At 71.5% G+C, this 13,223-nt stretch carries 7 protein-coding genes; 2 read left to right on the forward strand and 5 right to left on the reverse strand.

The window, feature by feature from the left end; all coding sequences use genetic code 11:
* The first annotated feature begins 46 nt into the window (after positions 1 to 46).
* Complete coding sequence (locus tag ACIBLA_RS24665; protein ID WP_363243783.1) at positions 47 to 1,114, forward strand: ScbA/BarX family gamma-butyrolactone biosynthesis protein; 1,068 nt, start codon at positions 47 to 49, stop codon at positions 1,112 to 1,114.
* A gap of 205 nt (positions 1,115 to 1,319) precedes the next feature.
* Here ACIBLA_RS24665 and ACIBLA_RS24670 read toward each other — a convergent pair whose 3' ends face one another.
* The 5 genes from ACIBLA_RS24670 to ACIBLA_RS24690 form a co-directional block, all read right to left on the reverse strand.
* Positions 1,320 to 3,563, reverse strand: coding sequence for a CDP-glycerol glycerophosphotransferase family protein (locus ACIBLA_RS24670; protein ID WP_399199892.1), 2,244 nt, complete (start codon positions 3,561 to 3,563; stop codon positions 1,320 to 1,322).
* A gap of 138 nt (positions 3,564 to 3,701) precedes the next feature.
* Positions 3,702 to 4,619 (reverse strand): carbohydrate ABC transporter permease, encoded by a 918-nt coding sequence (locus tag ACIBLA_RS24675; protein ID WP_399199894.1) that lies wholly within the window; start codon positions 4,617 to 4,619, stop codon positions 3,702 to 3,704.
* Positions 4,616 to 5,980 carry a carbohydrate ABC transporter permease gene (locus ACIBLA_RS24680; protein WP_399199895.1) on the reverse strand — a complete coding sequence of 455 codons (1,365 nt, stop codon included), beginning with the start codon at positions 5,978 to 5,980 and terminating at the stop codon, positions 4,616 to 4,618. The genes ACIBLA_RS24675 and ACIBLA_RS24680 overlap by 4 nt, the downstream gene beginning before the upstream one ends.
* A 4-nt stretch (positions 5,981 to 5,984) precedes the next feature.
* A complete protein-coding gene (locus ACIBLA_RS24685) occupies positions 5,985 to 7,385 on the reverse strand; it encodes an ABC transporter substrate-binding protein (RefSeq protein ID WP_363243780.1) in 1,401 nt (466 codons plus the stop codon).
* Between the two features lie 369 nt (positions 7,386 to 7,754).
* A complete protein-coding gene (locus ACIBLA_RS24690) occupies positions 7,755 to 11,096 on the reverse strand; it encodes an FHA domain-containing protein (protein ID WP_399199958.1) in 3,342 nt (1,113 codons plus the stop codon).
* A gap of 416 nt (positions 11,097 to 11,512) precedes the next feature.
* On the opposite strand from ACIBLA_RS24690, the gene ACIBLA_RS24695 reads away from it, so the two are divergent.
* The gene (locus tag ACIBLA_RS24695; RefSeq protein ID WP_363243779.1) at positions 11,513 to 13,147 is read left to right on the forward strand and encodes a serine/threonine-protein kinase; all 1,635 of its coding nucleotides are present in this window, start codon (positions 11,513 to 11,515) and stop codon (positions 13,145 to 13,147) included.
* The last annotated feature ends 76 nt before the right edge of the window (positions 13,148 to 13,223 follow it).

Below are 13,223 nucleotides of genomic sequence, written 5' to 3' on the forward strand. Positions count from 1 at the left end.
TCAGCACACCGCTCGTGCTATCCCCCTGGAAGGATCGACCCCGACCATGACCATCCCCATGTCCGCGTCCCCGTCCCTTTCCTCGCATGCGCCCACGCCGATCCCCATGGCCGTACCCGTCTCCACCCCCGCGTCCGGGACGGCCCCCGTGCCACCCGGGAACGACCATGTGGAGCTGAGCTACGACGCGACCGTTCCACGCGCCCTGGTCCACAGAGCCTCGATAGCCGAGGTGTTCGTCACCGACTCGACCGAGACGGGCGAGGACACCTTCGTCGTCGCCGCACAGCTCCCCCGCGCCCATATGATCGGGGAGAGCTTCCCGCTGTACGACTTCAGCCTGATGATCGAAGTGGTGCGTCAGGCCGGGGTCCTGATCGCCCACCGCCACCTGGAAGTGCAACTGGGCTCCGCGTTCATCTTCCGGAACCTGACCCTCCGTACCACCGCCTTCGAATCACTGCGCATCGGCTCGCGACCGGCCAACGCGCGGATCAAGGTGAGCGTGCGGACCCGGCGCAACAGGGCCGGCCGCCTGCAGGGTTTCACCTTCATCGGGGAGATCGAGGTCGACGGACGGCCCGCGATGCGGGGAGAGGGCGGGCTGCTGATCCTGTCCAAGGCCGCCTACCAGGCCATGCGCAGCAGACGGCAGTCGCCCGACCACCCCGGCTTCCTGCTACCGCGGTTCACGGCGGCCGAGCCCTCCCACGTGGGACGGCGAGACTCCCGGAACGTGTTCGTCACCGAGCCCGTCGCCGACGCGGGACGGTTCGGCTGCCAGTTGGTGGTGGACACCAGCCACCCGCACGTCTTCGACCATCCGCTGGACCATGTGCCGGGCCATCTGCAGATGGAGGCCGCGCGTCAACTGGCCGTCGCCGCCGTCGCCCGGCTGCACGCCCTGGACCCCTACAGCCTGTCGGTCGCCTCCATCACCTCCGACTTCGCCGACTACGTGGAGCTCGACCGCATCACCAGGTTGCGAGCGACCGTCGACGGATTCCACTGGGACGAGGATCTGTGCACCTTCACCACTCCCGTTGTGGTGGAGGCCGTGCAGGAGGACACCATCGCCACGGCCATGCGGCTCGAGGTGGCACAGTGGGTCTGAATTACTCGGATGCTGGAAACTCGGGTGAGTGTCTGGGGCTGTTCCGGCCTGCGGTGATGCTGTCCGGCCGGTGTCTCGTGGTCGGGTAGATCGATCTTGTACCCGTGATGTCGCGTTGTTCCTGCGGATACGCCGATTCGGCCGGGGGCCGCGAGGTACGCCCCGGCGGCCACGGCCGCATCCTCGCGAGCCACGCGTGGAGCGCTCAGCGCCTCGCCTCCGACATGTTCCGTCCGCCGCGCTGGCCCGGCAGCGACAGCGGAGACGGCGCCGGCGTGCGGGCCTCCAGGGGGACCGGGGTCGGCAGGTCCGTCGTCTCGCCCAGGAAGACGCGGCGGACCACCCGCTCGGCTGCCAGGCCGTCGTCGTACGGGCAGAAACGCGCCCGGAAGGCCGCGCGCAGCTCGGCCGAGCGGGAGCCGCGCCAGTGGTCCGTGGTGAAGATGTCGATCAGGTCGTCCTCGTCGCGCGCCACCGCGCCCGGTGGGAACGCCCGGACGTCGAAGTAGGTGCCGCGGGCCGCCTCGTACGCGTCCCAGTCGTCGATGTGGATGACCACGGGGCGGTCCAGATTCACGTAGTCGAACATCAGCGACGAGTAGTCCGTGATGAGCGCGTCGGCGGCCAGGCACAGCGACTCCACCCGGTGGTGGCCGGAGACGTCGATGATGCGCGGGTGCGGGGTGTGCGGCAGCGGGGCCTCGTACGTGTGGTGGGCGCGCGTCAGCACCACGAAGCGCGGGCCCAGCGCCTGGGCCAGGCGTTCCAGGTCCAGCGGGACGTACGGGGTGCGCCGGTAGTCGCGCTGGGTGGGCGCGTACAGCACGGCCGTGAAGCCCTCCGGGATGCCCAGGGACTCCCGCAGCCGGTAGACGTCGGCCGAAGTGGCCCGCTGGAACACGTCGTTGCGCGGATAGCCGTACTCCAGCGCCGTGTGGCCCGCCGGATAGGCCTTCTCCCAGACGAGGGTGGAGTGGCGGTTCGCGGAGAGGGAGTAGTCCCACTGGTCGGCGCCCGCGAGGAGGCGGTCGAACTCGGTGCGGCGGGCGGCGGCCGGGTGGTCCTGGAGGTCGAGGCCCATGGATTTGAGCGGGGTGCCGTGGTGCGTCTGGAGGAGGATCTGCCGGGGGCGTTTGACCAGGCGGCCGTCGAAGTTGACGTTGTTCACGAGGTACTTGTCGCGGGCGAGCGCCGTCCAGTAGCCGAAGCTGCCGGGGCGCAGCCGGCGGGTGCCGGTGGGCACGGTGTGGTGGTACTCGGGGCGGCTGATCCACGACGTGCCGATGTGCGGGGCGAGTTCGCGCACCTTCTCCTCGATGGCCGCCGGGTTGCAGGCGTAACCCCGGCCGTCGTACGCGGCGAAGACCGCCCTGTTCTCCCGTACGGGCAGGCACCGTTGGATCCGGTAGTGCAGGTGCAGCGCCCCGGTGCGCACGGCCCGGCCCAGGGCCGTGGCGACCCGGCGGGCGCCGATCTGCGCGTGCTGCGCCGTCCACAGGGCGCGGTACGTGCGGTGCGCGCCGAACCGCAGCAGCGTGTGCCGCAGCCGGGCCCGCAGCAGCGGCGCGGAGCCCGGAGTGCGGTGCCGGCGGTGGTGGGCGCGGGCCCGGCGGAAGAACTCGGGGCGGCTGCGGCGCGGCAACCGCCCCCGTACGGCGACGAGTTTGGAGAAGTGGTCGAGCATCCGCCGGAACAGCACGGGCCGCCAGTCGTCCAGGGCGGGCCGTGAGTCGATGAAGGCGAAGACACGGTCGTACTGGTCGAAGATGTCGAAGTGCCTGCGGCTGGTGGTGGAGAGGATGTTGCCCTGGCGCCGCTGCCGGTAGTGCACACAGACGCGGTCGAGCGTCGTGATCGACTCGGCGGCCATCAGGACCGGGAAGGTCCAGGGCGTGTCCTCGTAGTAGCCGGGCGGGAAGGCGAAGCCCTGGCGGTCGATGTACTCGCGGCGGTAGGCCTTGTTCCAGACGACCATCAGCACCCTCAACAGGTCCGGCCTGTCGGTGAGCCGGAAGGAGGCCGGGCCGCTCTCGTCGAGCAGGTCGGAGAGGATGTTGCGGACGACCTCGCCGGACCAGTACGTACGGGCGTAGTCGTAGACGAGGACGTCGGGGCCGTCGGTCTCCTTGAGCCGGTCGGCGATGGTCTGGAGCGCGCCGGGGGTGAGGATGTCGTCGCCGTCGAGAAAGATCAGGTAGTCACCGGTGGCCCGTGCCATCCCGGCGTTACGGGCGGGGCCGAGGCCCTCGTTCTCCGCCAGGTGCACGGCGGTCACACGCCGGTCGCCGGCGGCGAATTCGTCGATGATCGTCCCGCAGGCGTCGGGTGATCCGTCGTCCACGGCGATGAGTTCGAAATCCTCGTAGGTCTGGTCGAGCACCGACCGCAGGCACTCCTGCAAGTACGCCTGGACCTTGTACGCGGGGACGATGATGCTGAACCGGGCCATGGCTCGGGAACGGCCGATGGAGTGACCGGGTTACGCCAGACGTGGCATACGGGGGACAGAAACGCCGGGCGGGCCGGTAGTTGAACCGGCCCGCCCGTTTTAGTGTACTTTCCCGTCGAACGGGTGCCCGAGGTGGCCCTACTTGACCGCCCCCGCCATGACTCCCGAGACGAACTGCCGCTGGAACATGAAGAACACGGCCAGCGGGATGATCATCGACAGGAAGGCGCCGGGCGCCAGCACATCGATGTTGTTGCCGAACTGCCGTACCTGCTGCTGGAGTGCGACCGTGATCGGCGGGGACTCGGAGTCCGCGAAGATCAGGGCCACCAGCATGTCGTTCCAGACCCAGAGGAACTGGAAGATGCCGAGCGAGGCGATCGCGGGACCGCCGAGCGGCATCACGACACGGGTGAACAGCCGGATCTCGCCCGCGCCGTCGAGACGGGCCGCCTCCAGGAGTTCGCGGGGGATCTCCGCGAAGAAGTTCCGCAACAGGAAGATCGCGAAGGGAAGTCCGAACGCGACGTGGAACATGATCACGCCGAAGGTCGTCTCGAAGATCCCGATCTCGCCGAAGAGTTCGGAGACCGGGATGAGCGCGACCTGGACCGGGACCACCAGCAGACCGACGACGAGCATGAACCACCAGTCGCGGCCGGGGAAGTCCATCCACGCGAAGGCGTATCCCGCGAGCGAGCCGATCACCACGACCAGCACCGTCGACGGGACCGTGATCATCACCGTGGACCAGAGGGAGTTGGTGATGATGTCGTTGGCGAGCAGCTCCGAGTAGTTCTCGGTGGTCAGCTGCGCCGGCTTGGTCAGCGCCTCCCACCAGCCGCTCGCCGCGATGTCCGACGAGCCGCGCAGTGAGGAGATCAGCAGACCGATCGTCGGCATCATCCAGAACAGGGCGACCAGGATGAGGAAGACCTGGACGATTCCGCCGCCCGCCTTCGCGGCGATCCGCGCCGGCAGGGACTGCTTCGCCTTGACCGTCGTCTCGGCGGGCAGCGGCCGGCTGGCCGTGACCGCTGTGTCCGTCGTACTCATCGGCGGTTCTCCTTCCGCATCCGGCGAATGTTGAAGAGCATCACCGGGATCACGAGCAGCAGGAGGAATACGGCGATCGCGCTGCCCACGCCGACGTTCGCGTCCGTGCCGAACGACGAGCGGTAGAGCTGGAGCGCCAGCACGTTCGCGTCGTCCTGGGCCGAGCCGGGCGCGATGATCAGCACCAGATCGAAGATCTTCAGCACATTGATCATCAGGGTGACCATGACGACGGCCAGGACCGGTGCGAGCAGCGGGACGGTGATCCGCCGGAACACGTTCCACTCGTTCGCGCCGTCGACCCGTGCGGCCTCCAGGAGTTCACGGGGCATGCTCGCCAGACCGGCGCCGATCAGCACCATCGCGAAGCCCGCCCACATCCACAGATAGCTGCCGATGATCGCGGGCGTGACGAGGGACGGGCCGAGCCAGTCCACACCGTTGTACGGCTCCCTGAAGTTGCTCTCGGGCAGCTGGAGTACGGCTCCGTCGGCCGACGCCGGCAGGGTGAACGTACCGTCGGACGCGGCACTGGCCGACGCGACGACCTTGCCGTCCTTGACCGCCTCGATCTTGAGGCCGCCCAGGCCCAGTTCCTTGGCGTCGACGACGTTGGGCTTGCCGCCGCCGCCCTTGGTGAAGTCCAGCCAGGCGGTGCCGGTGATCTCGCCGCCGCCGCTCTTGGCGGCCTTGGCCGGTTGGGCGTCGGACGGCATCTTGTCGGCCGGCACGCCCACCAGCGGGATCAGCACCGGAGTGCCCGCCGAGACGGGCGCCTTGGTGACGAACGAGCCCTTGGCGTCGCCGGCCTTCAGCGGATGCACCGGCAGCGGGCGCGCCTTCGGGTAGCCGGCCGATTCGGAGAAGGTGTCGTGCACGCCCACGGCGACGGCGTTGGCGATGCCGCGCTCCGGGGCCTGCTCGTACACCAGCCGGAAGATGATGCCCGACGCGAGCATCGAGATCGCCATCGGCATGAAGACGATCATCTTGAACGCCGTTCCCCAGCGCACCCGTTCGGTGAGTACGGCGAAGATCAGACCGAGGGCGGTGGCGACCGTGGGGGCCACGATCACCCAGATCAAGTTGTTCTTGATCGCGGTCCGGATGGTGTCCTCGGTGAATATCTCCACATAGTTGTCGAAGCCCGCGAAATTGTCGCCGGACTGGTCGAAGAACGACCTGTAGACGGAGAACCCGATCGGGTAGACCACGAGCGCGCCCAGCAGGACCAGCGCGGGCAGCAGGAACGCCACCGCGAGGCCTTTACGTGTGCCTGTCACGCTCTTTCGCTTCCCCTTGGCGGGGGACGGGGACACCGGCACCGAGGTGCCGGTGTCCCCTGTTGTCGCCGACTTCACCGCGTCAGCTCTTGTAGGCCTTGGCGGCGTCCGACTCCAGCTGCTGCTGAGCGCCCTTGACGTCCTTCGGGTTCTTCAGGAAGTCCTGGAGAGCCTTCCACTCGCCCTTGCCGGGCGTACCGCCGAACGACTGCGGCATCTGGTCCGACATGTCGAAGCGGAAGTCGTCACCGGCGTCGATGAGCGCCTTGGCGATGTCACGCTGCACGTCGCTCGGGTACGCCTTGACGTCCAGCGCCTTGTTCGGGGAGATGAAGCCGCCCAGCTCCGCCTGGATCTTCGCGGCGTCCGTGGACGCCAGGAAGGTCAGCAGCGCCTGCGCGCCCTTGCTGTCCGTGAGCGCCACGGCCGCGTCGCCGCCGGTCACCACGGGGGAGTCGGCGCCCACGGCCGGGAAGGGGAAGACCTTGGCGTCCGTGCCGACCTTGGCACCGGCCTCGGCGACGTTCACGCCGGCGAAGTCGGCGGCGAAGACCATGCTCGCCTTCGGCACGTCACCGCCGGTGAAGGTCTGCGTGACGGAGGCGGGGAACTCGGTCTGGAGCGCGCCGTCCGCGCCGCCGGCGATCAGGGCGGGCTTGCCCCACAGCTCGGCGAGCGTCGTGAGCGCGGTGGCCACCGACGGGTCGGTCCACTTGATCTCGTGCTTGGCCAGCTGGTCGTACTTCTCCGGGCCGGCCTGCGACAGGTAGATGTTCTCGAACCAGTCGGTGAGCGTCCAGCCGTCGGCGCCGCCGACGGAGACCGGGGTGACACCCGACGCCGAGATCGTGTCGGCGGTCGTCAGGAGTTCCTTCCAGGTCTTGGGCTCGGCCGCGCCGGCGTTCTCGAAGGCCGTGTTGTTGTACCAGACCAGCGACTTGTTGGCGGCCTTGTAGTACACGCCGTACTGCTCGCCGTCGACCGCGCCGAGGTCCTGCCAGCCCTTGCCGTAGTTCTTCGCCAGCTCCGCCTTCGCCTCGGCGCCGACGGGCTTGGCCCACTTCTTCTCCACGGCCTGCGTGATCGCGCCGACCTGCGGGAGCATCGCGACGTCGGGCGGGCTGCCGCCGGCGATCTTGGTGCCGAGGAAGTTGACGATCGGGTCCTGCGCGGGCACGAACGTGACCGTCGCCCCGGTCCGCTTCTCGAACTCGTCGAGGACCTTGGTGAAGTTGGCCTGCTCGGGGCCGGTCCAGACCGCGGCGACCTGGATCTTCTCGCCGTCCAGCTTGGGCAGTTCGACCGTGGACGCGGGCTCCTTGCTCTCGTTCCCACCGTCCGATTTGTCGTCGGAGTCGCCACTGCAGCCGGTGAGCACCACGGCGCCGACGACCAGGGCCGCCACCGCCGCTCTGTGTGACCCCCGTGCCGCTGAGCGTGCACCGGCTCCAAATGCCTTGCGGCCGTTAAGAGTTGTACGCATGACTGCCCCGTCTCTCCATCGAGCGTGCGGATCTTGACGCATGTTTACGCATGCGGACCGGCGCCCCGAGCGAGCTGACGACGCCGTCCATGTCCCGTGCGGTAAGTCCTACGCGCCGCGACCGCAGGCCGCAATACTGTTCTGGGCTTCAATTCGAAGATCGTGATGGGCTCGTGACGTCGTTTACGGACGTAGGGGTAATTTCAGAGATGTGAAGACACGGCGAGGTGCCGAGGTCTGGACCAAAACCGGCCCCGACCTCAGGATGTCCGCTTTCGGCCACCGGGCCGTCGGCCGCCGCGCACGGGGCCGTCAGGCGTCGCGCACCGGGCCGAACGCCCCGCCGAACCCCCGGCCCGACGGAGGGCGTCAGACCCGCCCCAGCGGCCCCACCGGTATCGCGGACACCGAACGGGCCGCCCTTTCCAGGGCACTTGCGAGGAGCGCCAGATCCGTCGGCCCGTTGCCCAGCTCGCGCACCGGCCGACGGGCCGGCGGATCGCCCATGCGCTCCCACTCCAGCGGGACGACCGTGGGCCGCAGTGTCGCCGTACGCGGAATCCGGCCGGTCACCCGGCCGCCCTGGAACGGTGTCACCCGGCCGTCCGGATGCCCGAGCCTGCCGCGGCCCGGCAGCGGATCGTCCGGGGCGGGCGCGACCGGCGGTGTGTCCAGGACCACCCGCAGCCGGGTCCGGCCCGCCAGCTCCGTCTCCGACGTCCGCTCGGGGCGGGCGGACGTGGCGACCAGATGGACGCCGAGCCGCTCGCCGTCGCGCGCGATCGCCTCCAGGGCCCGTACGACCGAACCGGCCGCCGGGCGGCCCGGACTGCCCAGCGCGGGCGCGACCAGGGCGTCGTAGTCGTCGACGAGGACGATGAGCCTGGGCAGGACGGGGCCGGGGCCGGGCTCGCCGCGCGTACGGGAAGAGGTCTGGCGCAGTCTGAGGGTGCCGCCGCCCGACGTACCCGTGCCGCCCGCGCCCGTGGCGCCCGTGCCGCCGCCGGAGGGCGGCTGCTTGCCCTCGCCCACCCGGCCGCCCGGAGCGCCCTGAGCACCCGGCGAGGGCATCCGCGTGTTCGCCACCTGCTGCTCGGCCGGGCTCGGCGCCCGCTGGCCCACCATCCGCTCCGCGACCTCACGTCTGTTGTGCCACTCCGCGAAGTCCAGCCGCCCCAGCACCTCCGCGCGGCGCTTCAGCTCCGCCCCCAGCGCCTGCGCGAACTCCCGCATCAGGACCGGGTCGGACGCCACCAGGTGCTCGGTCACATGCGGCAGCTCCGTACAGGCCAGCAGCCCCTCGCCGCGCTCACCGCCCGCGCCGTCCACCAGCAGCAGACCGAGCCTGTCCGGGCGGCCACCCGCCGCCAGGGAGGCCGCCACGGCCCGCAGCAGCTCCGAACGGCCGCTGCCCGGCGGCCCCTCGATCAGCAGATGCGGGCCCTCCTCCACCAGGTCCACCGTCACCGGGCCGTGCGGCCCCGTGCCGAGCACCGTCGTGCTGCCCGCCGCCGACGCCGCCCAGCGGGCCATCAGCGACGCGGGAGTCGCCCGCGCCAGCCCCAGCTCGTCCAGCAGCCTGGCCGACCGGGGCAGCGCCGTCGCCTGCCTGCTCCGGCCCGACGACGCGGCGCTGCCCGCCTCCGTACGGAGAGGGGCCAGCGCCCGGCCGAAACGGTCGGCCCACGCCGGCGACACCGCGTCCACGGTCGCGACCGTGCCGTGCCCGGCGGGCTGCCCCACCGCCGTACGGAGCAGCCGCAGCGCCGTCGCCACATCACCGCTCAGCAGGGCCACCGCCCCGCACTCCCGGAAGGCGACCGAGGCCGCGCACGCCGTCTCGTACGTCGCGGCGACCGGCGAGAGCGGCGAGGCCGCCGGAGTCTCGGCGAGGCAGATCACATGGACACCGGCCACGGAACCGGCGCCCGCCAGCCGTGCGGCCGTCTCGCGCAGCGCCGCCGAGCCGGGATCGCCGTCCACGACGACCACGGTGGCCGTCCCCTCGTACCGCCCGGCGGCCTCCGCCACGGACCTGTGGTCGGCCGACGCCCAGCCCGTACCGAGCGGCCCGTCGCCCAGCCTGCGCGTCAGCTCGCCCAGCCGGGCGGCGGCCTGGTCCCGGTCGTAGGCGAGCAGCAGCCGGCAGTCCTGGCCGTGGGCCGGCCGTACATGCGGAAGCCAGCCGAGCCAGCCCCACTCGCGCTTGCGCTGCTCCACACCTCTCGTCCGGTCGGCGCTGATCAGCACGATCTCCAGATCGGCGGGCGAGTGCAGCGCGGCGAGCTGCGCCACCGCCGACCTGGCGAGGCCCGTCAGCCGCTCCCTGGGGCCCGCGAGACCGAGCGAACCGGCTTCACGCAGGCTCACCGTCACCGGGACCGAGGGCAGCGACCCCGATCCGTCGGGCGACGGGCGCTCCGTCGTGCCGAGGCGCAGGGCGAGCGATTCGGGGTGGCCGGGGCCGCGCTCCCAGAGCCGGGGTCCGGGGCCCAGCGCCGTCATCAGTACGGAGGCGGGGTCGGGCCAGGTGTCGTCGAGGGGCGCGCGGCTCCAGGGGCGTGACGTGCTCTCCGGGACGCCCTCGTCGTCGCCGGGGAACTCCTCGTCGCGGGTGCCGGCCAGCCGCCGGGCCCAGGCGCCTATGCCGCCGCGCCGTCGGCCGGGTCCGTCCGGCAGCTCCGTGCCGCGCGTGGGCGTGCCCTGCCGGCGGGAGCCGGGCGTACGGCTGTGGCCCTGCGGGCCGTCGTCGGCCGCGCCGTGCGTCTCGTCACTGTCGGCCCGGTCGTGCGCGGGGCGCCCGCCGGCGCCGGGCACCGGCGCGTACAGCGCGTCGCCGTACCGGGTGTCGGCGTCCGAGCGGGGCGTGCGCGGGTCGGGCACGCGCGGCGTGACCGAGGGGCCGCCGTGACCGCCGTGCGTGTACGCGTGGACCGTCCGCCCTCCGGGGGCGCCCGTTCCGTAGGAGGCGGAGTCCGCGCCGGACCGAGGACCGCCGTACGTCCCCGACCCGGAGCCCGCCTTCGGGTCCGCGCCGTCGCGCCCGGCGGCCGTCCCGCCTTCCGTGCCCTTCCCGCGGGTGACCCGCAGATGCCCCTCGCCGTCCGGCGTGGCCGCCAGGGTCTGCGCCTGGCCGCCCGAGGTGAGCCGCATCGCGGACTCGCCCAGCCGGAGCAGGGCGCCCGTCGGGAGCGGGACCGGGCGGGACCCGACCCGTACGCCTTCGAGCGTCGTGCCGTTCGTGGAATGCAGGTCCGCCACCGAGACATGGCCGTCGTCGGCCACCGTCACCGCGCAGTGCAGCCGCGACACGTCCGGATCGTCGAGCGGTACGTCGGCCTCGGCCGAGCGGCCGATCCTGACCCGCCCGCCGTGCAGCAGATGGACCCCGCCCGCGTCCGGACCCGCGACCACATGGAGCTGGGCCGGGACGTCGTCGGCGGGCGCGTCGTCCTCGCCGGGGACCTGGAGGGACAGCACCGCGCCGTCCACCAGCGGTGGCTCGCCCAGGGTGCGGCGGTGCGCGTCCAGCCGCTCCCGCCCCGCGTACAGCACGACGGCGCCCGAGATGTCGGGGCCGGCGACGGCCGTGGCCAGACCGGAGGCGACGGTGGCGAGCGCCGTCCCCGCCGGGGCGGTGACGAGCACGTCGCACGCGCGCCCCGCGGGATGGCCGCTGCGCGGCGCGAGGACGGTCAGCCGGATCTGCATCGCCGTCAGCGGTCCCTTCTGCGCGGGGTGCCCGGCAGGGGTGCTGCCCTGTGTGAATCCCCCCACCCGGCACCGACACATCGTCCGGTACAGGTCGGCACGGACGGTGAGCGAACGACCCCACACATCGAGTGCTGGATGGCATCTTCGCACCTGCCACCGACAACACGCCCACGGACCACGGGTAAGTGATCTTGAATAGTCGGCTGTGGGTGCAAAAGTGCGTGGTTGGGAGCGGGTTGGGATCATCCGTGGCTCCTGCGGGTACACGTGAGTGGCAACCATGAGGAGGACGCGCGCGTCCTCTTCTCGAACATGACCGCGACGGGAACCCGCGCGGGACCTCTAAAGTGGGTCGGACACCCGGGCGGTCCCCGGGGCCATGCAAGGACCACCAGCAGCAGGGAGCGCATGACGTGCGGCCGGTAGGCAGCAAGTACCTCCTGGAGGAGCCCATCGGGCGCGGCGCCACGGGCACCGTCTGGCGAGCCCGTCAACGGGAGACCGCCGGCGCCGAGGCCGCCGTGGCCGGGCAGCCCGGCGAGACCGTCGCGATCAAGGTCCTCAAGGAGGAGCTGGCGAACGACGCGGACGTGGTGATGCGCTTCCTGCGCGAGCGCTCCGTCCTGCTCCGGCTGACCCACGCCAACATCGTGCGGACCCGTGACCTGGTCGTCGAGGGTGACCTCCTCGCCCTCGTCATGGACCTGGTCGAGGGCCCCGACCTGCACCACTACCTGCGGCAGAACGGCCCCTTCAGCCCGGTCGCGGCCTCGCTGCTGACGGCCCAGATCGCCGACGCGCTGGCCGCCAGCCACGCCGACGGCGTCGTACACCGCGACCTGAAGCCCGCCAACGTCCTGCTGAAGGACGACGGCGACCAGCTGCACCCGATGCTCACCGACTTCGGTATCGCCCGGCTCGCCGACTCCCCGGGCCTGACCCGGACGCACGAATTCGTCGGCACGCCCGCCTATGTCGCGCCGGAGTCCGCCGAAGGCCGTCCGCAGACCTCCGCCGTCGACATCTACGGCGCCGGCATCCTGATGTACGAGCTGGTCACCGGCCGTCCGCCGTTCGCGGGTGGAACGGCCCTCGAGGTGCTCCACCGCCACCTCAGCGAGGAGCCCCGCCGCCCGTCCACCGTCCCCGAACCGCTGTGGACAGTCATGGAGCGCTGCCTCCGTAAGGAGCCGGCCGAGCGGCCCAGCGCGGTGAACCTCGCCCGCGCCCTGCGCACCGTCGCCGCCGGTATCGGCGTGCACGCGAACTCCGCCCAGGTCAACGCGGCGATGGGAGTGGGAGCCCTGCTGGCGCCCGATCCGTCGCCCGCCACCGTGCCGGGTGAGCCCGGCGCCGCCGATCCGACCCAGGTCCTGCCGAGCAACGCGGGATCGTACGACCCTGCCGCCGCCACCAGCGTCCTGCCGACGAACGCGCCGGGCGGCCCGCCGGGCGCGGCCGACGCGACATCGGTCATGCCGACCGGCCCGGCCGGTCCTCCGGGCGGCCCCGAGGACCCGCACCCCTGGCAGAACCAGCTCAGGCAGGCGCGGGACCGCAACGAACAGACCCAGGTCCAGTATCTGGACCCCAGCCAGGACCCGCTCAGGCGCCGGGCCCAGCGGCCCCAGGGCCAGCAGCCCCCGCCGTACCAGCAGCAGCGCCAGCAGGCCCCGCAGCCGTACCCGCCTCAGCAGCCCCAGCAGCAGCGTTACGCACCGCCCCCGCAGCAGCGGTACGCGCCGCCGCAGCAGCCGGCACCCCAGCAGCCCCAGCCGCCCGCGCCGCGTCAGCCCCGCCAGCGCAGTGCCAACCCGATGCGGATCCCCGGCCTCGGCTGCCTCAAGGGCTGTCTGTTCACGCTCGTCCTGCTCTTTGTCGCCGGCTGGCTCATCTGGGAGCTGACCCCGCTCCAGGACTGGATCGGCCAGGGCCAGAGCTACTGGGAAGCGATCAAGGACACCTACAACACCGTGACGGGCTGGGTCTCGGACCTCGGCGGCACGGACCCCGGATCCGGCTCCGGAACGGACCCCTCCGCCAACTGATTTGTCGATTTCCGCGGGATCAATTCCCCCGTAGAAGTGAACGTTGACGCGGTATCGGGCACTCAACTCCCCGATA

The organism is Streptomyces sp. NPDC050433 (assembly GCF_044458565.1).
In the GTDB taxonomy this organism is placed as follows: Bacteria; Actinomycetota; Actinomycetes; order Streptomycetales; family Streptomycetaceae; genus Streptomyces.

Coding starts and splice junctions, on each gene's coding strand:
- ACIBLA_RS24690 (WP_399199958.1), bottom strand. CDS start 11,096: ATGCAGATCCGGCTGACCGTCCTCGCGCCGCGCAGCGGCCATCCCGCG.
- ACIBLA_RS24665 (WP_363243783.1), top strand. CDS start 47: ATGACCATCCCCATGTCCGCGTCCCCGTCCCTTTCCTCGCATGCGCCC.
- ACIBLA_RS24675 (WP_399199894.1), bottom strand. CDS start 4,619: ATGAGTACGACGGACACAGCGGTCACGGCCAGCCGGCCGCTGCCCGCC.
- ACIBLA_RS24670 (WP_399199892.1), bottom strand. CDS start 3,563: ATGGCCCGGTTCAGCATCATCGTCCCCGCGTACAAGGTCCAGGCGTAC.
- ACIBLA_RS24685 (WP_363243780.1), bottom strand. CDS start 7,385: ATGCGTACAACTCTTAACGGCCGCAAGGCATTTGGAGCCGGTGCACGC.